The 22,356-nt window shown below is 70.5% G+C and carries 28 protein-coding genes; 10 read left to right on the top strand and 18 right to left on the bottom strand.

The annotated features are described in order from the left end of the window. Nucleotides 1-47: 47 nt before the first annotated feature. Both SACGLDRAFT_RS08470 and pyrR read right to left on the bottom strand, forming a co-directional pair. Nucleotides 48-983, bottom strand: coding sequence for an aspartate carbamoyltransferase catalytic subunit (locus SACGLDRAFT_RS08470; RefSeq protein WP_005463632.1), 936 nt, complete (start codon nucleotides 981-983; stop codon nucleotides 48-50). Continuing rightward, nucleotides 980-1,561 carry a bifunctional pyr operon transcriptional regulator/uracil phosphoribosyltransferase PyrR gene (gene pyrR, locus SACGLDRAFT_RS08465; protein ID WP_005463631.1) on the bottom strand — a complete coding sequence of 194 codons (582 nt, stop codon included), beginning with the start codon at nucleotides 1,559-1,561 and terminating at the stop codon, nucleotides 980-982. Before pyrR ends, SACGLDRAFT_RS08470 begins: the two co-directional genes overlap by 4 nt. 259 nt (nucleotides 1,562-1,820) lie before the next feature. On the opposite strand from pyrR, the gene bldD reads away from it, so the two are divergent. Then, nucleotides 1,821-2,309, top strand: a complete 489-nt coding sequence (gene bldD / locus SACGLDRAFT_RS08460) for a transcriptional regulator BldD (protein WP_005463630.1) — start codon at nucleotides 1,821-1,823, stop codon at nucleotides 2,307-2,309. 108 nt (nucleotides 2,310-2,417) lie between these two features. On the opposite strand, the gene nusB is transcribed toward bldD, so the two are convergent. The 3 genes from nusB to SACGLDRAFT_RS08445 are packed head-to-tail and all read right to left on the bottom strand — an operon-like array spanning nucleotide 2,418 to nucleotide 4,592. Continuing rightward, nucleotides 2,418-2,879: a transcription antitermination factor NusB gene (nusB, locus tag SACGLDRAFT_RS08455; protein WP_005463626.1), complete on the bottom strand. Its 462-nt coding sequence runs from the start codon at nucleotides 2,877-2,879 to the stop codon at nucleotides 2,418-2,420. A gap of 22 nt (nucleotides 2,880-2,901) precedes the next feature. Beyond that, a complete protein-coding gene (gene efp, locus SACGLDRAFT_RS08450) occupies nucleotides 2,902-3,459 on the bottom strand; it encodes an elongation factor P (RefSeq protein ID WP_005463624.1) in 558 nt (185 codons plus the stop codon). A 35-nt stretch (nucleotides 3,460-3,494) separates the two neighbouring features. Next, nucleotides 3,495-4,592 carry a M24 family metallopeptidase gene (locus SACGLDRAFT_RS08445; RefSeq protein ID WP_005463610.1) on the bottom strand — a complete coding sequence of 366 codons (1,098 nt, stop codon included), beginning with the start codon at nucleotides 4,590-4,592 and terminating at the stop codon, nucleotides 3,495-3,497. Nucleotides 4,593-4,679: 87 nt separating this feature from the next. Here SACGLDRAFT_RS08445 and SACGLDRAFT_RS08440 point away from each other — a divergent pair, with 87 nt between their 5' ends. Next, on the top strand, nucleotides 4,680-5,165 hold the full coding sequence (locus SACGLDRAFT_RS08440; protein ID WP_198283533.1) for a B-4DMT family transporter: 486 nt from the start codon (nucleotides 4,680-4,682) through the stop codon (nucleotides 5,163-5,165). On the opposite strand, the gene SACGLDRAFT_RS08435 is transcribed toward SACGLDRAFT_RS08440, so the two are convergent. The 7 genes from SACGLDRAFT_RS08435 to SACGLDRAFT_RS08405 form a co-directional block, all read right to left on the bottom strand. Beyond that, complete coding sequence (locus SACGLDRAFT_RS08435) at nucleotides 5,162-6,691, bottom strand: glycoside hydrolase family protein (protein WP_005463597.1); 1,530 nt, start codon at nucleotides 6,689-6,691, stop codon at nucleotides 5,162-5,164. The genes SACGLDRAFT_RS08440 and SACGLDRAFT_RS08435 overlap by 4 nt on opposite strands. Nucleotides 6,692-6,772: 81 nt before the next feature. Continuing rightward, nucleotides 6,773-7,204 carry a type II 3-dehydroquinate dehydratase gene (gene aroQ / locus SACGLDRAFT_RS08430; protein ID WP_005463594.1) on the bottom strand — a complete coding sequence of 144 codons (432 nt, stop codon included), beginning with the start codon at nucleotides 7,202-7,204 and terminating at the stop codon, nucleotides 6,773-6,775. Further along, nucleotides 7,201-8,307 carry a 3-dehydroquinate synthase gene (gene aroB / locus SACGLDRAFT_RS08425; RefSeq protein ID WP_005463592.1) on the bottom strand — a complete coding sequence of 369 codons (1,107 nt, stop codon included), beginning with the start codon at nucleotides 8,305-8,307 and terminating at the stop codon, nucleotides 7,201-7,203. The genes aroQ and aroB overlap by 4 nt, the downstream gene beginning before the upstream one ends. A gap of 8 nt (nucleotides 8,308-8,315) precedes the next feature. Next, entirely contained in the window at nucleotides 8,316-8,852 is a 537-nt protein-coding gene (locus SACGLDRAFT_RS08420) for a shikimate kinase (protein WP_005463590.1), read from the bottom strand. Then, entirely contained in the window at nucleotides 8,849-10,051 is a 1,203-nt protein-coding gene (aroC, locus tag SACGLDRAFT_RS08415; RefSeq protein WP_040919737.1) for a chorismate synthase, read from the bottom strand. The genes SACGLDRAFT_RS08420 and aroC overlap by 4 nt, the downstream gene beginning before the upstream one ends. A gap of 34 nt (nucleotides 10,052-10,085) precedes the next feature. Next, on the bottom strand, nucleotides 10,086-10,736 hold the full coding sequence (locus tag SACGLDRAFT_RS08410) for a prepilin peptidase (RefSeq protein WP_005463586.1): 651 nt from the start codon (nucleotides 10,734-10,736) through the stop codon (nucleotides 10,086-10,088). Between the two features lie 108 nt (nucleotides 10,737-10,844). Continuing rightward, nucleotides 10,845-11,225, bottom strand: coding sequence for a hypothetical protein (locus tag SACGLDRAFT_RS08405; protein ID WP_005463584.1), 381 nt, complete (start codon nucleotides 11,223-11,225; stop codon nucleotides 10,845-10,847). A 142-nt stretch (nucleotides 11,226-11,367) separates the two neighbouring features. Between SACGLDRAFT_RS08405 and SACGLDRAFT_RS08400 the strand changes: the two genes are divergently transcribed. Continuing rightward, nucleotides 11,368-11,802 carry a Rieske (2Fe-2S) protein gene (locus SACGLDRAFT_RS08400; protein ID WP_005463582.1) on the top strand — a complete coding sequence of 145 codons (435 nt, stop codon included), beginning with the start codon at nucleotides 11,368-11,370 and terminating at the stop codon, nucleotides 11,800-11,802. A 30-nt stretch (nucleotides 11,803-11,832) separates the two neighbouring features. Here the strand turns inward: SACGLDRAFT_RS08400 and SACGLDRAFT_RS08395 are convergent, their stop codons facing one another. Together SACGLDRAFT_RS08395 and SACGLDRAFT_RS08390 are read right to left on the bottom strand one after the other, a co-directional pair. Next, nucleotides 11,833-12,288: a PTS sugar transporter subunit IIA gene (locus SACGLDRAFT_RS08395; RefSeq protein ID WP_005463581.1), complete on the bottom strand. Its 456-nt coding sequence runs from the start codon at nucleotides 12,286-12,288 to the stop codon at nucleotides 11,833-11,835. After that, nucleotides 12,285-12,521, bottom strand: coding sequence for a glucose PTS transporter subunit EIIB (locus tag SACGLDRAFT_RS08390; protein ID WP_005463580.1), 237 nt, complete (start codon nucleotides 12,519-12,521; stop codon nucleotides 12,285-12,287). Before SACGLDRAFT_RS08390 ends, SACGLDRAFT_RS08395 begins: the two co-directional genes overlap by 4 nt. A gap of 148 nt (nucleotides 12,522-12,669) precedes the next feature. On the opposite strand from SACGLDRAFT_RS08390, the gene SACGLDRAFT_RS08385 reads away from it, so the two are divergent. The 7 genes from SACGLDRAFT_RS08385 (at nucleotide 12,670) to SACGLDRAFT_RS08355 (ending at nucleotide 17,679) form a co-directional block, all read left to right on the top strand. After that, a complete protein-coding gene (locus SACGLDRAFT_RS08385) occupies nucleotides 12,670-13,485 on the top strand; it encodes a GntR family transcriptional regulator (protein WP_005463578.1) in 816 nt (271 codons plus the stop codon). Next, the gene (locus SACGLDRAFT_RS08380; RefSeq protein ID WP_005463576.1) at nucleotides 13,482-14,774 is read left to right on the top strand and encodes a PTS transporter subunit EIIC; all 1,293 of its coding nucleotides are present in this window, start codon (nucleotides 13,482-13,484) and stop codon (nucleotides 14,772-14,774) included. Before SACGLDRAFT_RS08385 ends, SACGLDRAFT_RS08380 begins: the two co-directional genes overlap by 4 nt. Next, nucleotides 14,771-15,046, top strand: coding sequence for an HPr family phosphocarrier protein (locus SACGLDRAFT_RS08375; RefSeq protein ID WP_005463574.1), 276 nt, complete (start codon nucleotides 14,771-14,773; stop codon nucleotides 15,044-15,046). The genes SACGLDRAFT_RS08380 and SACGLDRAFT_RS08375 overlap by 4 nt, the downstream gene beginning before the upstream one ends. Before the next feature lie 83 nt (nucleotides 15,047-15,129). Beyond that, nucleotides 15,130-15,423 (top strand): hypothetical protein, encoded by a 294-nt coding sequence (locus SACGLDRAFT_RS08370; RefSeq protein ID WP_005463572.1) that lies wholly within the window; start codon nucleotides 15,130-15,132, stop codon nucleotides 15,421-15,423. Between the two features lie 25 nt (nucleotides 15,424-15,448). Continuing rightward, on the top strand, nucleotides 15,449-16,117 hold the full coding sequence (locus SACGLDRAFT_RS08365; protein ID WP_005463570.1) for a phosphoribosyltransferase: 669 nt from the start codon (nucleotides 15,449-15,451) through the stop codon (nucleotides 16,115-16,117). Then, nucleotides 16,114-16,758, top strand: a complete 645-nt coding sequence (locus tag SACGLDRAFT_RS08360; protein WP_005463568.1) for a dienelactone hydrolase family protein — start codon at nucleotides 16,114-16,116, stop codon at nucleotides 16,756-16,758. Before SACGLDRAFT_RS08365 ends, SACGLDRAFT_RS08360 begins: the two co-directional genes overlap by 4 nt. A 108-nt stretch (nucleotides 16,759-16,866) precedes the next feature. After that, entirely contained in the window at nucleotides 16,867-17,679 is an 813-nt protein-coding gene (locus SACGLDRAFT_RS08355) for a serine hydrolase domain-containing protein (protein ID WP_005463566.1), read from the top strand. 6 nt (nucleotides 17,680-17,685) lie between these two features. On the opposite strand, the gene SACGLDRAFT_RS08350 is transcribed toward SACGLDRAFT_RS08355, so the two are convergent. The 4 genes from SACGLDRAFT_RS08350 to mltG form a co-directional block, all read right to left on the bottom strand. After that, nucleotides 17,686-18,630, bottom strand: coding sequence for a D-2-hydroxyacid dehydrogenase family protein (locus SACGLDRAFT_RS08350; protein ID WP_005463564.1), 945 nt, complete (start codon nucleotides 18,628-18,630; stop codon nucleotides 17,686-17,688). A 32-nt stretch (nucleotides 18,631-18,662) separates the two neighbouring features. After that, nucleotides 18,663-19,850 (bottom strand): endonuclease/exonuclease/phosphatase family protein, encoded by a 1,188-nt coding sequence (locus SACGLDRAFT_RS08345; RefSeq protein ID WP_005463562.1) that lies wholly within the window; start codon nucleotides 19,848-19,850, stop codon nucleotides 18,663-18,665. 80 nt (nucleotides 19,851-19,930) lie between these two features. Beyond that, entirely contained in the window at nucleotides 19,931-20,812 is an 882-nt protein-coding gene (locus SACGLDRAFT_RS08340) for a shikimate dehydrogenase (protein ID WP_005463560.1), read from the bottom strand. Further along, nucleotides 20,802-22,238, bottom strand: a complete 1,437-nt coding sequence (gene mltG / locus SACGLDRAFT_RS08335) for an endolytic transglycosylase MltG (RefSeq protein ID WP_005463558.1) — start codon at nucleotides 22,236-22,238, stop codon at nucleotides 20,802-20,804. Before mltG ends, SACGLDRAFT_RS08340 begins: the two co-directional genes overlap by 11 nt. Nucleotides 22,239-22,356: the final 118 nt, after the last annotated feature.

Raw genomic sequence — 22,356 nt, 5'->3', positions numbered from 1 at the left:
CTGCGGGCCACCCGCACCCGGTCGGCGCCCCCGACTGCCACTGATTCTCAGTCACGGTCGCCTCCATCTCCCGCCAGCAGGTGGTACAGCACCGCCATCCTCACGTGCACGCCGTTGCGCACCTGTTCCGTGATCGCCGCGTTCGGTGCGTCCGCCACGGCCGAGGCGATCTCCATGCCGCGCAGCATCGGGCCCGGATGCAACACCACCGCGTGCTCCGGCAAAAGCCGCGCTCTGGTCTCGTTCAGCCCGTACGCGATCGAGTACTCCCGCGCCGAGGGGAAGAAACCTCCGTGCATGCGCTCCGCCTGCACTCGCAACATCATCACGGCGTCGGAGGCGGGCAACACGGAATCCAGATCGTGGGAGACGACGACCGGCCACGACTCCACGCCCACCGGCAACAGGGTCGGTGGCGCGACGAGTGTCACCTCGGCGCCGAGCGTCGTCAGCAGGTGCACGTTCGAACGGGCGACCCTGCTGTGCAGGATGTCACCCACGATCGCCACCCGGCGGCCGGCGAGGTCGCCGAGCCGTTCCCGCAGTGTCGCCGCGTCGAGCAACGCCTGGGTCGGGTGTTCGTGCGTCCCGTCCCCGGCGTTGACCACGCTGGTCCCGGTGTCGCGCAACCAGTCGGCGAGCCGGTGGGCGGCGCCGGAGGCCGGGTGCCGGAGGATGACGCAATCGGCTCCCGCCGCGGCCAGGGTCAACGCGGTGTCGCGCAGCGACTCGCCCTTCCCCACCGACGAAGAGCTCGCGGAGACGTTCACCACGTCCGCGCTCATCCACTTGCCGGCGATCTCGAACGACACCCTGGTGCGGGTGGAGTTCTCGTAGAACAACGTGACGACGGTGCGGCCACGCAGGGTCGGCAGCTTGCGGACCTCCCTGCCCAGCAGGGTCCGCTTCAGTTCGTCTGCCGTGTCGAGCACCGCCGTGGCCGAGGCCGCGTCGAGGCCTTCGGTGGACAGCAAGTGCTTCATCGACGTACCCCCAGCAGTACGGCGTCCCGGCCGTCCACCTCGGCGAGCAGCACGGAGACGTCCTCCGAGCGCGAGGTGGGCACGTTCTTGCCGACGTAGTCGGCGCGGATGGGAAGCTCCCGGTGTCCCCGGTCGACGAGCACCGCCAGTTGCACCGCCCTGGGCCGACCGTGGTCCCGCAGCGCGTCCAACGCCGCCCTGACGGTGCGGCCGGAGTACAGCACGTCGTCGACCAGGATCACGACGCGGTCGTCGATGCCGGTGTCGGGAAGCTGCGTCTGCGAAAGGGGGCGCGTGGGCCTGCGCCGAAGATCGTCGCGGTAGAGAGTGACGTCGAGCGTGCCCGCGGGCACCGTCACCCCGGAGAATTCGGTGATCTTCGTGCTGAGTCGGGTGGCGAGCGGTGCCCCCCTCGTGGGGATCCCGAGCAACACGGGTGGAGGCATGCCCTCGGCACCCAGCGCGGTCTTTTCGATGACCTGATGGGCCATTCGGGCGATGGTGCGCGCAACGTCACCGGCCGAGAGCAACTCGCGCTCAGCGGCCGATCCCGTCACGCCACGTGATCGTGGCGCCACAGAGAGTCTCCTTCCCCGCCTCGCTGGACGGGTCCTTAAAGGAAGTTTTTTCGCTGGTTCCGCAGGTGAACCGACATGACGGTAACAGGTTGACGACCTCGCCCTTACGGGTGGTCTGTCTCGGTGAGTAACCCCAGGCGGCGATGATCTGCTTGACCTAGTGACGACGAGGCGTAACCATTACTCTGAGTATTCGGGTCAAGTGTTCCCTGTCGGTCATCGGTGGCCGCATCGGGGCGAGGAAACGGAGAACCACCACATGGGCGATTACGCCAAGGCGCTCGGGGCCAAGCTCCGCGGTATCCGCCAGCAACAGGGCCTGTCCTTGCACGGGGTCGAGCAGAAGTCGGGCGGCCGTTGGAAGGCCGTCGTCGTCGGTTCCTACGAACGAGGCGACCGCGCGGTGACCGTACAGAAGCTGGCCGAACTCGCCGACTTCTACGGTGTTCCGGTGGTCGAGTTGCTGCCCGAGGGCAGGGTGCCCTCCGGCGCCGAACCCGCCACCAAGATCGTGATCAACCTCGAAAGGCTGCAACAGCTCCCGGCGGAGAAGGTGGGCCCGCTGGCCCGCTACGCCGCCACCATCCAGAGCCAGCGAGGCGACTACAACGGCAAAGTGCTGTCGATCCGGACCGAGGACCTGCGGTCGCTGGCCATCATCTACGACATGACACCGGGTGAGCTGACCGAACAGCTCATCGAATGGGGCGTGCTGCCCCCGGAAGCCCGCCCGTCCACGGAGGAGTGAGTCGGCTTCCATCGCGGCGGGCAACACCCGACCCGCCGCGGTCCGGCCCGCGCGGTCCTCGACGCCCCGGTCCTCGCCCACGCCTTGCGGGCGGAAACCGGGGGCTCGTCAGAGGACCGCGCGAAGCCGGTCGGCGATCGAACCGATCCGGCCCAACACGCCGTTGACGAACCGTGGGGAGTCGTCGGTCGACAACTGCTTGGCGATACCCACGGCCTCGTCGATGGCGACGGGGTCGGGCACGTCCTCGGCCCACAACAATTCGTAGAGACCGACCCTCAGCACGGCGAGGTCGACCGGCGGCATGCGCCGCAGCGACCAGCCCCGTGCGTGTTCGGCGAGCACCTCGTCGATGCGCTCGCGGTTCTCACCGACGCCTTCCACCAGCGTGATGGTGTAGTCGCTGATCGGGTCGACGTCGACCGCCCCGACGCGCTCCGACAGCAGCGTCACCGGGTCGACGTCGCGCAGGGCCGCCTCGTACAGCAGTTCCACCGCCCGACGGCGAGACGCGCGGCGGCTGATGCCGCCGCGCCGCGTGGGGCCGGAAGAACGGGACTCGTCGTTCACCGTGGTCGTCGCCGTCCGGAGCTCAGGCACGGCCGAGGTAACGACCGTCGCGGGTGTCCACCTTGATCTTCTCGCCGCTGCTGAGGAACAGCGGAACCTGGATCTCGGCGCCGGTCTCCAACCTCGCGGGCTTCGTGCCACCGGTGGAGCGGTCGCCCTGCAGGCCGGGGTCGGTGTGCTCGATGGTCAGCTCGACCGAGGTGGGCAGCTCGACGTACAGCGGCGTGTTCTCGTGCATGCCGATCTGCACCTGGGTGTTCTCCAGCAGGAACTTGGCGGCGTCCCCCACGAGGTCGGCCGGGAGTTCGAGCTGGTCGTAGGTCTCGGAGTCCATGAACACGTAGTGGGACCCGTCGTTGTACAGGTACGTCATGTCCCGACGGTCGACCGTCGCGGTGTCGACCTTGGTCCCGGCGTTGAACGTCTTGTCCACCACCTTGCCGCTGACGACGTGCTTCAGCGTCGTGCGGACGAAGGCACCGCCCTTGCCGGGCTTGACGTGCTGGAAGTTGACGACGGACCACAACTCCCCGTCCAGGTTGAGGACCATGCCGTTCTTGAGGTCGTTGGTGGTGGCCACGAGTGTGCGTTCTCCTGTATCGGGTGGGGTCGCGCCTAGGCGACCACGAGTTCCTTGGTGCTCAGGGTGAGGAGCTCGGGAGTCCCCTCCCGCACGACGAGCGTGTCCTCGATACGGACGCCACCGCGCCCCGCCAGGTAGATTCCCGGCTCCACGGTGACCGCCATGCAAGCCGACAGTGTACCGACGCCCGTCTTCGCGAGACTCGGCGCCTCGTGTACGTCCAAACCCACACCGTGGCCGAGGCCGTGACTGAACTGTTCACCGTACCCGGCCTCGGCTATCACGGTCCGTGCTGCGGCGTCCACGTCGGAGACGTCCGTCCCCGGACGGACGGCCTCCGTGCCCGCGGCCTGGGCCGTGGCGACCAACGTGTACAGATCACGCTGCCACTGGGCGGGCTCGCCGAGCACGATCGTGCGCGTCATGTCCGAGTGGTACCCGTCCACCACCGCGCCGAAATCGAGCTTCACGAAGTCCCCGCGGGCGAGCACGGCGTCGGTGGGTCGGTGGTGCGGGATCGCCGAGTTGGCGCCCGCGGCGACGATCGACGGGAAGGCGACGGCCTCCGCGCCGTGGTCGAACATGCGGTTCTCCAACTCGCGCGCCACCTCGCGTTCGGTACGGCCCGGACGCAACCCGCCGTGCTCCAGCAGGTCCGCCAGCGCCCGGTCGGCGGCCGCGCACGCCGCCCGCAACGCCGCGATCTCCGTGTCGTCCTTCACCTCGCGCAGCCGCTCCACCAGACCCGGTGCCCGTGTCAGCCGCACCGACTCGACCGCGTCGGTGAAGGTGGCGTGCTGCTCCACGCTGACGTACTGGCTTTCGAAGCCGACGGCGGCTCCGCGCGCAAGCCGCGTGTCCGCCTCCCGGACCAATGCCAACGCGCTCGGCCGCTCGATGACCCTGCGCAGGTCGGGTACCTGCGCCTCGGCCTGGGTGGTGTACCGGCCGTCGGTGCAGAACACGCTGTGCTCATCGCCGTCGGTGTGCACCAGCAGGGCCGCGTTCGAACCCGTGAATCCGGTCAGGTAGCGGATGTTGCGCAGGTCGGTGACGAGCAGGGCGTCGAGTTCGGAGTCCTGGAGTCGCCGACGAAGCGCGTGACGTCGCGTGGCATGAATCTCGGGCACCGGCCCAGTGTAGGACCGCCGCGTCGGTCGACCGCGATCATGCCCGAACGGTTCCCGGACGCGCGTCGGATCAGTACAGTCACGCAAATGCCGTCCTGGTTTCCTCGCGGAGTCGGCATGGCCGTCCTGCATGCCGCTGCCGCCGTCGCGACCGCGAAGTACGCCGTGTTCCACCCCACCGAGCGCACGCTCGTCACCGCGATCGCCCTGGCGGTGCTCGTGGGCACCGTCGCCCTGTGGAGCGCGATCGACGCGTGGACGAGGCTCGCCGACGCGGGCCGCGCCTGGTTCGTGGCCTCGTTGCTTGCCGGGGTGGGGTCGGGTGTCCTCACCGTCGTCGGCAAGGCCGTGTTCGTGGACGGGACGGGGGTGAGCGCGCTGGCCTCCGCTCTCACGGGAGGAGCGGCCTTCACCGCGCTCCTCGTCCTCGTGCCCGCCGGGCTCGGGCTTTTCGTGGGAGGGCGGGTCGCCGCCTCCTACCACCGGCTCGAAACCGACGAGCCCGACCACGAGGCGGACGCCGACCGCAAACCGTCACCTCGGCCGCGGCGGAGGGCCGAGTCGGCTCGTTAACCGAGCACCGGTCCCTTCGGGTACGCCCGCCACTCCTCCGGGGTGATCGAGGTGACCGGCGAGTCGTTGGCCTCCAACGCGGTCGGCGACGTCACCGGCCACAACGTGCCGTCCAGTACGACGCCGAGTCCCTCGCCGGGCGCGCTGACCCCGCGGGCTCCCGCCGTCAGTCGGGCCGCCACGGGCACCCGGTCGAGCACGGAAAGCCGCTCGTCCAGGACGCGCCGGGCCAGTGCGGTGGCCACCGAGCGTCGGTCGATCCGCACCACCCGGCCGTCGACGACGAGATCCATCGTGCGCACCGGCGAGGGCATGGCCAGACCGTCGAGCACCGCGAGGGCGCGCCTTTCGTCGCCGCAGCCGTCGATCCCGTACACGTCGATCCCGTAGTGGCGCAGGTCCGTCGGGGCTCCCGCCTGCCCCATCACCGTGGCGTGCACGACGTCGAACGGCACCCGCCCGCACACGTCGCTCTGCGACAGGGGGGCGTGTCCGTCGGGTTGGCGCACCAGGCCCGGTCCTTCCTCCCACTGGCTCCGGATGAGCACGGACTCGTAGGGCTGTGCCGAAAAGTCGCGGTTCCAGAACGTCAGTGTCGTGCCCTCGGCGGTTTGGTGGGCGATGGCGAAGGCCTCCAGCGCGTCCACCCACACAAGATCGGCGCTGAACGCGTCCACGACCGAACGCGTACGCGGCGAGGCGGTGTGGGGCACGGGGGCAAAGCCGTTCGGGCCCAGCGCCTCGACACCGGTCGCGAACGCCGGGTCCCGTGACCGCAGGAGGAACTGGCCCGCGCCGTTCCATCCCGCGGCCTCGCCCGTGGTGTCGGTGAACATCAGGTAGAACCAGCCGTCGAGGTACACCGCGGCGGGTTGTCCCGCGCCGTAGGTGTTGTCGCGGTGCGTGTCGTGGGCGGGTCTGACGATCGGCTCGGTCGTCACGCGGCTCCACCGCAGACCGTCGTCGCTGGTGGCCACCCCGATGGCGTTGCCGTGGGCGTGATCGTCGGGCGCGCCGGTGTAGTACATGTAGTACTTCCCGTTCACCCGGAGCACGGACGGATCGCAGGTGTGCATCGCGTCGAAGTGGCCCGGATTGCCGGAAAACACGGCGCGGGGAACGCCTCCGTCGGGCCCGGCGAACGGTCCGGACGGCGAACTCGCCTGGGCGTAGAGGATGTCGTCGCCCGCGGGCGGCGCGCTGCCGTACTGACTGCACCACCACATTCGTACGGTGTCCCCCTCGACGAGCACGGTGGGGCCGTAGTTGTAGACCGCGTCCTCACCACCACTCGCCACCACGCGGTCGCCGCCGCGCGGGTTATCGACCGCGAGCGTGATCGGCGCGTCCGGGGACGAGGAACCGGGCCGTCGAGGTACCGGGCCCGACCCTCCCGACGACTCGGCCCATTCGGCGTTGGGTGCGGCCTCACCCGCGGTACAGGCCGCGACGAGCATCACGACCAGTGCTACGACGACCGCCGGCACGGGCCCGCCGAAGGACTTCCGGTGACGGGATGTGCCCATGATGAACCGCCGAACCTCCCCCTCTCCCCACCGGCAGATCCCGGCGGCGTGACATCTCAGTCTAGAGACCGCGGCGAGCCCTCAGCGCGTGTTGTCGGCTACCCAGCGCAGCGCGAGCCGGTAGCCGTCCACCCCGAGCCCGGCGATCACTCCCGTGGCGATGTCGGACAGGACGCTGTGGTGCCGGAACGACTCACGGGCGTGCACGTTGCTGATGTGCAGTTCGATCCACGGCGCCCGCAGTTGCGCCGCGGCGTCGCGCACCGCGATCGAGTAGTGTGTCCACGCCCCGGCGTTGAGGATCACCGGTGCCGCGGCGTCAGCGGCCTCGTGCAGCCAGCCCACGAGCTCGCCCTCGTGGTCGGTCTGGCGCACGGTGACGTCGAGACCGAGTTCCTTGCCGGTCTCGACGCACAGCCGCACGAGGTCGTCGTAGGTGGTGGAGCCGTACACATCCGGCTCGCGGGTGCCCAGCCTGCCGAGGTTGGGGCCGTTGAGCACGTACACGGTCACAACAGCACTCCCCCTTCACCCGACGCTCCACCCGCGACGGCGGAGTAGGCGCCCGCCAGCAACGCCGGGTCGGGGCCTTCCAACCTGCCGGGCTTGGCGAGTCCGTCGAGCACCACGAACCGCAGCGTGCCCGAGCGGGTCTTCTTGTCCGAACGCATCGACTCGATGAGCTGGGGAAGGGCGTCGGCGTCGTAATTCGTCGGCAGCCCCAACGCCCGAAGCACCGTGGCGTGCCGATCGGCCGTCTCGTCGTCGAGCCGCCCCGCGAGCCGGCCGAGCTCGGCCGCGAAGACCAGCCCCACGCTCACCGCCGCGCCGTGCCGCCAGCGGTACCGTTCCCGACGCTCGATGGCGTGCGCGAGCGTGTGACCGTAGTTCAGGATCTCCCGCAGGTCGCTCTCCCGGAGATCCGCCGAGACGACGTCCGCTTTCACCCGGATCGAGCGGCGCACCAGCTCGGCGATCGTCTCGCCCGTCGGATCGACGGCGGCGGCCGGGTCCGCCTCGATCAGTTCGAGGATGCGGGGGTCGGCGATGAAGCCCGCCTTGACCACCTCGGCCATCCCGGCGACGAGTTCGTTACGGGGCAGGGTCTCCAGCGTGGCGAGGTCGACCAGCACGGTCGATGGTTCGTGGAACACGCCCACGAGGTTCTTGCCCGCGTCGGTGTTGATGCCGGTCTTGCCGCCGACCGCCGCGTCCACCATGCCCAGCAAGGTCGTGGGGACGTTGACCAGCCGCACCCCACGCATCCAGGTGCCCGCCACGAACCCCGCGAGGTCGGTGACGGCCCCGCCGCCCAGGCCCACGACCACGCCCCGGCGGTCGAGCCCGATGCGGCCCAGCACCTCCCAGCAGAAGTCGGCCACGGACAGGGCCTTGCCATCCTCGGCGTCGGGAATCTCGACCCGGTGGGCGTCGAGCCCGGCCCCGGCGAGTTCCTCGCGCACGGCCTCGGCCGTGGCGGTGAGCGTGGGCGGGTGGATGATCGCGACCTTTGAGGCGTCACGTACCGCGTCGGTGAGTTCGCCGAGCAGGCCGCGACCCACCACGACGTCGTAGGGCTGCGCGGTCCGCACCGCGATCCGAACGGGTTCGGTCATGTCTCTCCTCACTCCGGTATTCCGCACCGCGCCAGGCTCGCCGCCACCTCCGTGGCGATGTCGTCCGGCTTGCGGCCGTCGGTGTTCACCTCGACGGTGGCCACCGACCGGTAGATCGGGAGCCGGGCCTCCAGCAGCGCCTTGTAAGTGGCGCGCGGATTGACGCCCGCGAGCAACGGCCGCGCGGTGGACAGGCCGGTGCGCCGCACTCCCTCGGCCATTCCGACGTTCAAGAACACCACCGGGTACCCCGCCAGGCGCTCTCGGGTGCGGTCCGACACCACCGCGCCACCGCCCAGCGCGTACACCCCCGTGTACTCGCGCAGGCCTCGGGCGACGGTCTCCTCCTCGATCGCGCGAAACGCGGGTTCGCCGTCGGTGGCGAAGATGTCCGAGATGGTGCGCCCCTGCTCCCGCTCGATGTCGGCGTCCGCGTCGTGGAAGTCGACTCCGAGGTGCTCGGCCAGCAGTTTGCCCACCGTGCTCTTCCCCGAGCCGGGAGGCCCCACCACCACGATCGGGTCCTTGCGCGTCACGTCGTTCACCGCTGCGGCCGCTCCCAGAACTCGCGGAGGCTGTCCAGGTACGCCTCAACGTTGCGTCGCGACTCGGCCAGCGAGTCACCGCCGAACTTCTCCAGCGCCGCGTCGGCGAGGACGAGCGCCACCATCGACTCCAGCACGACCCCGGCCCTCGGCACGGCACACACGTCCGAGCGCTGGTGGATCGCGACGGCGGCCTCGCCCGTGGCCACGTCAATTGTGGACAGTGCACGCGGGACCGTGGAGATCGGCTTCATGGCGACGCGCACGCGAAGCGGCTCGCCGTTGGTCATTCCCCCTTCGAGCCCGCCCGCGCGGTTGCTCCGGCGGGTCACGCCGTTCGGCGGGGTGCCCGCGTCGATCTCGTCGTGGGCTTCGCTGCCCCACCGCTCCGCCGTGGTGAAGCCGTCGCCCACCTCGACCCCCTTCATGGCCTGCACGCCCATGAGCGCCCCGGCCAGTCGGGCGTCGAGACGGCGGTCCCAGTGCACGTGCGACCCGAGGCCCGGAGGAAGGCCGTAGGCGATCACCTCGATGACACCGCCCACGGTGTCGCCCGCCTTTTTGACCCGCTCCACCTCGGCCACCATCGCGTCGGTGGCCTCCGCACCGAACGCGCGCACCGGACTCTCGTCGATGGCCGCGAGGTCGGAAGGCTGCGGCAACGGCCCGTCGGGGGCCTTCGCCCGGCCGATCGACACCACGTGGCTGACGATCTCGACTCCGAGAAGCTGTCGCAGGAACGCCCTGGCGACCGTGCCCAACGCCGTCCTCGCCGCCGTCTCCCGCGCGCTGGCCCGTTCGAGCACGGGCCGTGCCTCGTCGAAGCCGTACTTCAGCATCCCCGGCAGGTCGGCGTGTCCGGGACGCGGCCGGGTCAGCGGCTCGTTGCGCGCGAGCCCCTCCAGTTCCGCGGCGTCCACCGGGTCGGCGGACATCACCTTCTCCCACTTGGGCCACTCGGTGTTGTCGATCTTCACCGCGACGGGGCCGCCCTGGGTGAGCCCGTGTCGGACACCGCCGAGGAATTCCACGTGATCGGCCTCGAAGCCCATACGCGGACTCCGACCGAAGCCGAGACGGCGGCGGGCGAGCTGGGCACTCACCTCGTCGGTTGTGATCTCCACCCCCGCCACCATGCCCTCGAGAATGGCCGAGAGGGCCGGACCATGCGATTCACCAGCGGTTATCCAACGCAACACAGCGCCCATGTTGTCACGCACCCGAAACCCGGCCTCAGCCGCCCACCGGCGGAAGCCCACCGGGGAACAGCACACCCACACACGTGGCGGCGAGAAGACCGGGCCCGTGGGGAACGCCGTCCCGCCAGCGAGCGCTTCGCATCAGAGCCGCCGCCCCGGCCAACACCGCCGTCACCAACGACGCGAACACCATCGACACCACCAACGTCGGCCAGCCCGCGGCGGCGGCGAGCAGTCCCAGGCTGCCCGACAGCTTGACGTCCCCGGCGCCCAGGGAGGCGGGCGCGAGGGCACGGACGAGCAGGTGCGCGCCCAGCGTGGCGGCTCCGCCGACGACGGCAGTGATCGCGAGCGGAGGTCCCGGTCCGCCCGACGCGGCAGCGCCCACGGCCACGACCCCGATTCCATAGGCGGGCAAGGTCAGCACGTCGGGCACCCTGCGGTGGAGGATGTCCGCCGTCGCCAGAGGGACAGCGAAGGCCGTGGCTGCCAGCGGGACCGGTAGCCACCATCCCGGCAGCGCGCCGTCCCGTCGCAACGCCCACACCGCGCCCCACAGGACACCGGTCGCGGCGGCACACCACCCGACGGGCACGGGCGCGGGCCGAGGCCCGGCGGCGAGCAGCCGTCCCGCGGCCCATCCCGTCGCCGTTCCGAAGCAGATCAGCGGTATCCCCCACGACATGACGCCAGCGTGAGCCACCCCCGAGCACTCGGCAACACTCCGGGTACGCGGTTGGTAACGCTCGATTCCCGAAGCGCCGGGTTCCCACCCGGTCGGGCGACGAGAGCCTCAGTCCCGACGCCGCTCGGCGGCTCGCGCCCATGGCGTCAACAGTGCCGCTCCGAACACCACACACGCCACCTCGGTGATCACGCCCCACAGCTCCTCCCGCGTGACGAACTGTTCCCGCACGCCGAAGAAGCCGACCGTCAGCGACAACCCGTACGCCGCGAGGGTCGCCAGGCCGAACGCGATCGCCCCGGCGGCGGGCAGCGGATGCCGCCAGGCCAGCACGGCCACCGCGAGCACGACGCCCGCGACGACGTTGACGAGGAACAGCGGGCCGACCACCGCGACGTCCGCGGCCCAGTCCCGCCACACCACCCAGTGAACCCATGCCGAGCCGAGCAGGCCCGCCGCGACGAGCGCCCGCAGTGTCCACCCGATCATCGTGCCCCCAACGTCGTCGGTGTCGTCCGTGTCGCTCGGGAGGAGCCCGTGCGTCGGCGCGCCGAGGACTCCCCGGATAATTGAGTCCTCATCATTCTCACCACGGGAGTGAACGGCAACGGATCGGACGACGGGAGGAGACATGACCGGTCACGCGCATTCGCGCCGCACCGTGTTGGCGACCGGGGCCGCCGTGGCCGGAGCCGCCCTCGGAGCCGGCGCACTGGCCGGGTGCGCGGGCGGCGGCCAGCAGGGGGATGACCAACAGCCCCCTCTCCCGAGGGGAACCCGCCTCGCCTCGCTGGACGAGGTTCCCGTCGGCTCGGCCACGTCCGTGACCACGTCCGACGGTCGCGAGGTCATCGTCTCGCGACGGGCGGAGGACGAGGTGGCCGCCTTCAGCGCGGTGTGCACCCACCAGGGCTGCGCCGTGGTCGCCGAGGAGTCGCAACTGCGCTGCCCGTGCCACAACTCCACGTTCGACCCGTTCACGGGCGCCGTGCGGGGCGGTCCCGCCGACGCGCCGTTGCCCGCCGTCGAGGTCACGATCGAGGGCAACGGCATCGTCACGGCGTGACGGACGCACCCGCCGCCTCGGGTGCCGGTCCTAATCGCCCCAGGTGAACAGCGACTCTCCCGTCGCGATCGTCCGGCCCGTCGGCACGAGGGAGAGCGAGTCGGAAGCCGCGTCGAGCGCCACCACGGGCACCACCGGCGAGTACCCGGCGGCTCGTACGGCGGCGGGGTCCCAGCCGATCACGGGCTGGCCGGCACGCACCGCCTCACCCCGCACGACGTGCAGGGTGAACCCCTCCCCTTTCTGCTTGACGGTGTCGATGCCGAGGTGCACGAGCACGGCCCGGCCGTCGGCGCCCGCAATGACGAACGCGTGCGGGTGCAGGGTCGCCACGGTGCCGTCGATCGGGGCCACGGCGTCGGCGGGCTCCTCCTTCGGTTGCACCGCGATCCCCGGCCCCACCATCGCCTGCGCGAACACCGCGTCCGGCACGTCGGTCATGGGAATCGTCGTGCCCGCCACGGGGCTGTGCACGGTCAGGCTCATAGCAGGTCCTGGATGTCCTCGGCGATGGCGTCGGCCTCCGGTCCCACGACCACCTGCACGACGTCGCCCATCTTCGTGACCCCGTGTACGCCGAGCTGCTTGAGCGCCGCCTCGTCGACGAGGGACCCGTCCTCCAGCTCGCAGCGCAGCCGGGTGATACACCCCTCGATCTCGACGACGTTGTCGGCGCCACCGAGCGCCGCAAGAATCTTCGCCGGCCTGTCGTCCGCCATCGCGGCCTCCTTCACATCGTCCCGAGCCACAAACGCGTAACGGTGGTTGACACCGGGGCGGGGCACGGAGCATTCTGCCCCACCACGTCAGTGGTCTAGACCGGAACGTACCAATCTCAAGCCGCTGGGGCGAGTACGGAGGTAGCCGATGGGCCGGGCCCGCGGCGTCACGACGGGGTACGCCGACCGCATCCTCGACGGCCCCACGCCCAAGCACGCCCAGCTTCGGGCGATCCTACGCCGGATGGTGGAGCACGAACTCCCCGCCGGAACGGCAATCCCCTCGGAACGCGAGCTGGCCGCGCGCTACGGCGTCTCGCGGCTCACCGTCCGCACCGCCGTCGGTGCTCTCGTGGAGGAAGGCCTGCTGCGCCGGGTGCGCGGCAGGGGGACCTTCACCGCCGCCCGGCGCCTCGACCTCTCGCTCTACCTCATGTCGTTCACCACCGACATGAGAAGGCGGGGGCTCACACCGAGCAGCCGGGTGCTGTCCACCGACACGGTCGTGCCTCCGGAACCCACCCGACGCGCCCTCGGCCTTCCCACCGGCAGGCCCGCCCACCGCATCCGACGCCTGCGGATGGCCGACGGCGTTCCCCTGGCCATCGAGGACGGCTGGTACCACCCGGACGTCCTGCCGGATCCGCTCGAATTGGACCTGACCGGATCGGTGTACGCGCAACTCGCCGGACACCACGGGGTGCGCTTCGACGCCGCGCGACAGACCATGACCGCCGAGGTCGCCGACTCCGGGCAGGCCCGCCTGCTCGGCCTGCGCCCCGGAGCGCCGCTGCTCACCTTCCGGCGAGTCTCCAGCGTCAAGGGGCGGGCCGGCGAGGACACGACCTCCTGGTATCGCGCCGACCGGTACCAGGTCACGGTGGCGCTGGAGGACGCCCGACCACCGAACCCCGATCCCACAGGCATCCACACCAGTACGGGAGTGCACGGAGGACGCGAATGAGCACCACATCCGAGACCGGAAAACGCAAGGGAAGAGGGAAGAAACTCGCGGGGCTGCAGCGGTTCGGCCGCAGCCTCATGCTGCCCATCGCCGCGCTGCCCGCCGCGGGTTTGCTGGTGCGGCTCGGGCAGAACGACATGCTGGGCCGCTGGGACGCGACGGCCGACGTGGCCAAGGTGCTGGCCGCCGCGGGTGGTGGACTGTTCGACTGGCTGCCCCTGTTGTTCGCCGTCGGGATCGCGGTCGGCTTCGCCCGCAAGGGCGACGGGTCCACCGGCTTGGCGGCGGTGGTCGGGTTCGTGGTGTTCAGCAAGGTCGTGCAGGTCTTCGCTCCCATCGAGGAGCTGGAGGGCTTCGAACCGACGCCCGGCTGGTACCTCGCCCCGGTCAAGTGGCCGTACAGCGTGCTGTCCGGTGTCGTGGTGGGGCTGGTGACCGCGGTGGTGTGGCAACGGTTCTACCGCGTGAAGCTGCCCCCGTACCTGGCGTTCTTCGGCGGCCGGCGCTTCGTGCCGATCGTGAACTCCGTCGTGCTCCTACTGCTCGGCGTGGTGTTCGGCCTGGTGTTCCCGGTGATCGACGCGGGCATCAACAACCTGGGCGAGCTCGTCACCAGCGACGCGGTGATCGGTGGCGGTGTCTACGGTGTCCTCAACCGACTGCTGATCCCCATCGGCCTGCACCAGTTGCTCAACGTCCCCGTCTGGTTCGTGTTCGACGGCGGTGACATCAACAACTTCTTCGCGGGCGACCCCGAGGCCGGCGCGTTCATGACCGGGTTCTTCCCGATCTTTATGTTCGCCCTGCCCGCGGCGGCCCTCGCGATCTGGCAAACCGCTCGCCCGAGCCAGAAGAAGGTCGTGGGCGGCATCATGATCTCGGCAGCCCTCACGGCGTTCCTCACCGGGATCACCGAACCGATCGAGTTCTCCTTCATGTACGTCGCGTGGCCGCTGTACCTGATCCACGCGGTGCTCACCGGTATCTCGCTGGCCGTGGTGAACGCGCTCGACATCCACCTCGGCTTCACGTTCTCCGCGGGTGGGATCGACTTCCTGCTCAACTCGGGAGCCGAGGCCGCGAACCAGGCCTGGCTGCTCGTCCCGATCGGCCTGGTCTACGCGGTGATCTACTACCTGCTGTTCCGGTGGGTGATCACCAAGTGGAACCTGCGCACCCCCGGCCGTGAGGAGGACGAGGGCTCCGCGGAGGCCTCCCCGGCGGAGCAAGGCGAGAACGCGACGCGGAAGACCGACACGACGACCGAGGAGAGGGCGACGAAGGAATGACGGAAGTGGCCGAACGCACAGTCACGGTGGCGAGCAAGGTGGGACTGCACGCCAGGCCCGCGGCCCTGGTCGCCAAGACCGCGGCGGCACAGTCCGTGGAGGTCACCATCGCCAAGGACGGCGGCACGCCGGTGGCCGCGTCGAGCGTGCTGAACCTGATGACGCTCGGCGCCGCCCACGGCGACACGGTCGTGATCGCCGCTCAAGGCGACGGGGCCGAGGAGGCCGTGGAGGCCGTCGCGGCCGTGGTCGCGCGAGACCTCGACGGCTGACGCCCCCGACGCGTTCCCCGCGGCCCGCTCCACCTCGGGGCGGGCCGCGTGTGCGTACCGCCCGATCGGGGTATCCGATCACCATGCAGGCACGAGCACGTCACAACCGACCTCGCACTCGGGAGGAGTACGCGCGGGGCCTGCCCGACTACCACGACCCCACCGGCGGTTTCGGCGGCGCGGCACCGGCGTACAGCGCGCTGACCCTGCGGATCGTGCTCGCGTCCCTCGCCGTGCTCCTCTGCGTGGGTGGGGCGATCCTGTTCGCCTACTACGACGCATGGTGGGGAACCGTGTTCCTCGGCGTCGTCGGACTCGGCAGCCTGGTGGACCTGGGCTGGGTCATCCACCGCAAGCGGCGCGGGGAGCCGGGATGAGCGTGGGCAGTGATCGGGGTGATCGATGATGTCCGGGACAGTCGCCGGACGGGTCTACGCCGACCGCGGTGCGGCCGGGCGGGCTCTCGCCGAGGCACTGCGGGACACCGACTGGGTCGATCCCGTCGTCCTGGGGCTCGCCCGCGGCGGGGTTCCCGTGGCCGCCGAGGTGGCGGCGGAACTCAAGGCGCCGCTCGACGTGGCGGTGGCGCGCAAGATCGGCGCGCCCGGACGCCCCGAGTTCGGCATCGGCGCGGTCACCGCCCACGGGCCCATGGTGGTGGACGACCACAGCGTGCGCCTGCTGGGCCTGACCCGCGAGGACCTCGACCGCGCGGGCGCGCGGGAACGGGAGGAGGTCCTGCGCAGACTCGACGTCTACCAGCGCGGACGCGAGCCCGAACGGATCGAGGGACGCGACGTGCTCCTGGTCGACGACGGTCTCGCGACCGGGGTGACGGCCACGGCCGCCCTGCGTTCGCTGCGTCGGGAGGGACCGCGCAGGCTCGTGTTCGCCTCCCCCGTGTGCGCGCCGCAGGCCGCCTCCGCCCTCCGGGCCGAGGCGGACCGCGTGGTGTGCGTGTCCGAGCCCGCGAACTTCCAGGCGGTCGGCCAGTGGTACGGCGACTTCTCGCAGACCGACGACGACGAGGTGGTCGCCCTGCTGGCCCGGTACTCCGGGAGGACTCCGTGACCGTCCCGTTCGGGGTGGGGGTGGAGTCCGCGACGTTGCCGGGCGAGCTGACGGTGCCCGCCGACGCGATCGGCGTGGTGGCGTTCGCCCACGGCTCCGGCAGTTCCCGGCACAGTCCGCGTAACACGGCGGTGGCCCGCAGCCTGCAGGACCACCGGCTGGCGACGTTGCTGTTCGATCTGCTGTCCACCGCCGAGGAGCGGCGGGACTCCGCGACGGGTGAGCTCCGGTTCGACATCGGGCTGCTGGCCGACCGGCTCGTCGCCGCCGTGGACCGGCTCGTGGCGGACCCCGCGACCCGTGGCCTGCCGCTCGGGCTGTTCGGAGCGAGCACCGGGGCGGCGGCGGCCCTCGTGGCCGCCGCACGCAGGCCGGAAGTGGTCCGTGCCGTCGTCTCGCGCGGCGGACGCCCCGACCTCGCCGGTGACGCGTTGTCGGAGGTCGAGTGCCCCACCCTGCTCGTGGTGGGCGGTTCGGACACGCAGGTACTGCGGCTCAACGAGCGGGCCGCCCATCGCCTGGCCGGGCCGCACGAGCTGGAGGTCGTTCCGAAAGCCACGCATCTGTTCACGGAACCCGGAGCGCTGGAGCGGGTCGCCGAGCTCGCCGCGGAGTGGTTCGCCCGCCATCTACCGTCCTGACCCGCCGTGTCCGCAGCCTGCGCACGCATGTCCGCAGCTGCCGTACGCGTGTCCGCACGTGCGGTACGCGTGTCCTCGGCCCGCCGACACCCCGTTAGGGTGGAGGGCATGGAGAGCGTGCGGCTGATCGAGCAGTGGCCCGTCGACAACGCGGCCACGGCGGTGGTGCGAGCGGACGGGACGGTACTCGGCACCCACGGTGACACGGCGCGGATCTTTCCCCTCGCGTCGGTGACCAAGCTCTTCACGGCCTACACCGCCCTCATCGCCGTCGAGGAGGGCGCCGTGGAACTCGATCAGCCCGCGGGCCCCGAGGGCGCCACGATCCGGCACCTGCTCGCACACACGGCGGGCCTCGGGTTCAACGAACACCGGGTGCTCGCCCCTCCCGGTCAGCGTCGCCTGTACTCCAGTGCGGGTTTCGAGCAGCTCGCCGACGCCATCGCCGAGCACACCGGCATCGCGTTCGACACTTACCAGGACGAGGCGCTGTTCCAGCCGCTCGGCATGCGTGACACCGTCCTCAAGGGTTCACCGGGCGCGGGCGCGGAGTCGTGTGTGGACGATCTGGTGCGCTTCGCCACCGAACTCCAGAACCCGAGCCTGATCGACCGCTCCACGCTGGACACCGCGACTCGGGTCGCGTTTCCCGGTCTCAACGGTGTGCTTCCCGGCTTCGGCCACCAGAAGCCCAACGACTGGGGGCTCGGCTTCGAACTGCGGGGCAACAAGGCCCCCCACTGGACCGGTAAGCGCAGCTCGCCGAGGACGTTCGGCCACTTCGGTCAGTCGGGCACCTTCCTGTGGGTGGATCCCGATGCGGGCGTGGCGTGCATCGCACTGACCGACCGGGCCTTCGGTCCCTGGGCGGCGCAGGTGTGGCCCGAGTTCACCGACGCCGTGCTCGCCGAACTCGCCTGACCCGGCTCACGGCTCCAGCACTCGCACCGGCTCGCCTTTGCGGAACGCGGCGATGTCGGCCACGGCGTCGCGGTAGAACACCTCGTAGGTGTCGCGTGTCACGAACCCGATGTGCGGGGTGAGCACGGCGTTGGGCAACGACCTCAGTGGATGGTCGGCGGGCAGGGGTTCCTCGTCGTAGACGTCGAGGGCTGCTCCGGCGATCACGCCGTCGCGCAGCGCCCGCACGAGGGCGTCGGTGTCCACAATGGGCCCGCGCGAGGTGTTCACCAACAGTGCGGTGGGCTTCATGGCCGCGAGTTCGGCGGCGCCGAGGAGCCCTCGCGTGCGCTCGCTGAGCACGAGGTGCACCGTCAGCACGTCCGAACTCGCCAGCAGCTCGTCCTTCGACACCGCCGTGACACCGTGCTCGGCGGCCCTGGCGGGGGTGAGGTTGTGGCTCCACGCGATCGTGCGCATCCCGAAGGCCTGCCCGATCTTGGCCACCTGCGACCCGAGCCGTCCCAGCCCGAGCACGCCCAGGGTGCGGCCACGCAGTCCCACCCCGAGGGTGCTCTGCCAGCCGCCCTCACGCATGGCCCGCAGTTCGGTGGGCAGGTGACGACAGGCAGCGAGGATCAACGCCCACGTCAGCTCCACCGTCGGATGCGACACGTATCCGGTGCCGCACACGAGGATGCCGTGTCGCCGCGCGGCCGCGACGTCGATGGACGCGTTGCGCCGCCCCGTGGTCACCAACAGCCGCAAGTCGGGCAGCCGCGACAGCACGGACTCGGGGAACGGCGTGCGCTCCCGCATGGCCACCACCACGTCGAAACCCGCCAGCCGCCGCACGAGTTCGTCCTCGTCGGCGATGTGCTCGGTGAAGACGTGGAGCTCGGCGTCGAGCGAGTCCCAGTCGGCCAGTTCCCGTGCGACGTTCTGGTAGTCGTCGAGGATCGCGATCCGCATGTCCCCACGCTAACGCCCGCGCCGAGGCCCCGTCAGGGGCGTACCTCCACCCACACCAGGTGGTGGTCGGAGGTGGAGTTGAGGCGGTCGAGCCGGGACCCCGGAACGGACCAGAACACGCCGTCTCCCACGACCTTCAGCTCGCGGGAGGGCAACACGTAGTCGACGCGCAGATTGCCCGGCTGCTCGTCCCCGAAGTCAGCGGTGTCCAGCCACGGGTCACCCCGGTGGTCGTCGTTGGCGCCGCCCTGAAGTCGTGCCGCCACGGCGCCTCCCACGCTGGCCGGCCGGGTGTCGTGGACGCGCGGCGCATCGAGCATCTGGTTCACGGCACCGGCGGTGCTGTCGCCGTCGAGGGGGTCGGCGTTGTAGTCACCCACGATGACGAACCGCTCGTTCGGCGCGAGACCGCCCCGACGGCCCTCGTCGTCGTAGATGTAGTCGCCGCGTCCGGGAGTGACGTAGTCGGCCCAGAATCGGATCTCGTCGTGGTTGCGCGTGCCGTTGCGGTCCTCCGGCCCGTCGAACGACGGTGGAGTCGGGTGCGCGGCGAGCACGTGGACGGTCCGCCGACCGATCCTGACGGGAACGTCCCAATGCGACTTCGACGACAGCCGAAGTACCTCCAGCACCTCCGGCGAGTACCAGTCCCCCGGCTCCGGGGTGTCCACGTCGTCCGGCAGCAACGCGCCGGGCATGTCCTTCCACAAAAATGACCGGAACGTCCGTACGTGCTCGGTGTCGATGGGATAGCGCGAGAGAACGACCATTCCGTACTGTCCGACGAAGTCGCCGAACCCGTGCGCGTCGTCCGGGCCACCCACCATCCCGTCGCGGTTGAGGTCGTACCCCGTCTGCACGCCCGTGTTGACCGGCGCCGTGTAGGCGTACGGGTAGTGAATGGGCTTCGCACCGTGCTGCGGCACTTCGAGGTAATTACGCCGGAACGCGTCGACCGCAGCGCCGCCCTCCACGTAGTCGAACTCGTTGATCAGCAGCACGTCGGGCCTGCTGCGCTGGATCACCTCGGCGACGGCCGCGGCCTGTTCGTCGTCCGGTGTGGACAGATCGGCGAGCAATTCGCCCTCGGTGGCGCGGTTGAGCGAGGCGTTGAACGTCGCGAACCGCACCGGCTCCCGGTCGACGGGCTCCGCCGACGCGACCCCGGCCGTTCCCGACAACACCAACGCGGCCGTCAGCGCCGCAACCCTTCCGCGCATCGCACCTCCACTGCTGCTCGACACGGCTACCCTAGCGGGCGGACGGAAGCAGCGGGAATCCCGTGCGCTACGGGCGGCGGTCAGTCCAACGGCAACGGCAGGATGTCCCCGGTGGCCTCACGCAGCGCATCGCGCATCACCTCGCGTGGCGCGGGCCGGCCCGTGAACTGCTCCACCTGGCCGAACGCCTGGTGCAACAGCATGTCCAGCCCCGTGGCCACCCGGCCGGACCGGGCCGCCACCGCCTCGGCCAACGGCGTCGGCCACGGGTGGTAGATCACGTCGAGGACGCACGGCACCGCGGCGAGCGCGTCCGCGTGCGGCGCCACGGCGTCGGGGGGCACGGTGCTCACCAGCGCCTGTGCTCCGGTGGCGAGTTCCCCGAAATCCGTGTCCGCCCACCGATGCACGGAGACCTCCAGCCCGGCCCGGCGGGCCGCCTCCGTGGTGGCGTGAGCCCGCGCCGGGTCACGCACCACCACGTGGACGTCCGAAAGCCCGAGTTCGCCGAGAGCCGTCACGGTCGCCGAGGCCGTCCCTCCGGCTCCCAGGACCACGGCGGTCCGCCCCTCTCCGGCGCGGAAACCTCCCGCGGCCCGGAGCGCGCCGACGACACCGTCCACATCGGTGCAGTCCGCACGCCAGCCACCCGAGGGGAGGCGGGTGAGCGTGTTGGCCGCCCCCACGGCCGTGGCCCTCGGAGTCACCTCGTCGGCCACCGCCAACGCCGCCCGTTTACCGGGCATGGTCACCGACAGTCCCACCCACTCGTCCCCGAGGGAGCGAACGAACCCCGGCAACGTCTCGGCGTCCACTTCGTGGGTGTCGTAGTGCCAGCCGGTGAGTCCGAGGGCGGCGTACGCGGCGTTGTGCAGCACGGGAGACAACGAGTGCCGCACGGGGGAGCCGAGCACCCCCGCCCTCCGCGAGGTCGTCGTGGACGTGTCGGACTCAGTAGACACCGCGAGCCTGCGCCTCCTTTCGGGCAGCCTCGTGGTCGGCGAGCTCCACGTTGAAGCACGACAACCCGTTTTCCTCACACTTGACGAAGTACAGGTAGTCGGTCTCCTCCGGCTCCAACGCCGCCTCGATGGCCTCCATGCTCGGCGAACCGATCGGAGTCTCGGGAAGACCGTACATGCTGTAGGTGTTCCACGGCGTCTCCTTGGCCCGCTCCTCCGCCTTGGTGGTCAAAACCGGTCGCTTCAACGGGTAGTTCACGGTGGAGTCCATCTGCAACTCCATGTTGATTTCCAACCGGTTGTAGATGACGCTGGCCACCTTCGTGAAGTCGGCCTTGACCGCCTCCAGCTCGACGATCGAGGCGATGGTCAGGATCTGGTACGGGCTGTACGGCGTGCTCCCCGCCGCGCTCGGCAGGCCCGCCGCCTCCATCCTCGTGGCCGAGGCCTCGAGAACCTGCGACAGCAGATCCTCGGCGTCCCCTCCGGGCCTGAGGTCGTAGACGCCCGGCGCGATCAGGCCCTCCAGCTTGTGCCCCTTCGGGGCCTTCTCGGCGCTGGCCACGGCCCAGTCCGGGACCCCGAGTTCGGCGAGGTCCGCGGAGTCGGCGGCCTTTCGAAGCTCGTCGGCCGACACGCACTGCTCCTCGCCGTCCACGCGCAAGCAGGAGGCCCGTTCCAGCAACGTGTAGATCCCCGGCGTCACCGAGTCGTCGGGCTGGATGACGTCGGCGAGCTTGGTGCCGGGCTTGATCTGGAGGTGTCCGACCCTGGAGTCGGAGTCCACGAGGGCCGCCACGGCCGCCTCACCGGACATCTTGGTCTTGACCTGGTAGTAGCCGGGCTGGATGCCGAGTATCCGCTCGTCGTCCTCACCGGCCTTGATGAAGGCCTCGGAGCTGGCCACCACGTCGAGCTCGACGAGCTTCGCCGCGATGGCACTCGTGACGTCGCCTTCCTCCACGTGGAGGATCACGTCCTTCTCGCCGGGCCCGTCGTAGTCGTCGTAGCCGAAGCCCAACAGCTCACGGGCACCGAAGAACGCCCCAACGCTCAGCAACGCCAGCAGGGCCAGGGCACCCGCCCACTTCACCAGTCGGCGGCCCTTGCCCTCGCGCTTGGTGTCGAGCTCGTCGTCCACGTCGTCGAGGAGGTCCGGCTCCTCCCGATCGTCGGAGTCGTGCTCGGCGTCGTCGTCCACGTCGGCGCGGTCCTTCTCCTCGAGGTCCCCGCGAGCGCTCCCCCTGGACTCGTCGACGCGCTCCGCATAGCCGGAGTCGTAGTCGTCGTAGTCCTCGTCGTAGTCCCGGTACTCGCCCTCGATCTCCTCGTCGTAGAGGTCGTCGTAGGGCTCGTCGAGTTCGAGGATCTCGGTGGGGTTGTTGTCCGGGGGAACACCGTCGTTGGGCGACGGCCGACGCCGCATCGGTGGTCTACCCACGGGCCGCGCCGAGGGCGGCTGGGGTGGTGGCGGTGGCGGAGGAGCCGCCGCGCCGCCGTCGTCCAACAGGTCGCCCTGATCACGAACGTGCCGGGGCGGGAGA

Origin of the sequence: Saccharomonospora glauca K62 (assembly GCF_000243395.2) — a bacterium.
Classification (GTDB): domain Bacteria; phylum Actinomycetota; class Actinomycetes; order Mycobacteriales; family Pseudonocardiaceae; genus Saccharomonospora; species Saccharomonospora glauca.
Note: the sequence above shows the minus strand (reverse complement) of the source record. Positions and strands in the feature narration are given on the sequence as shown.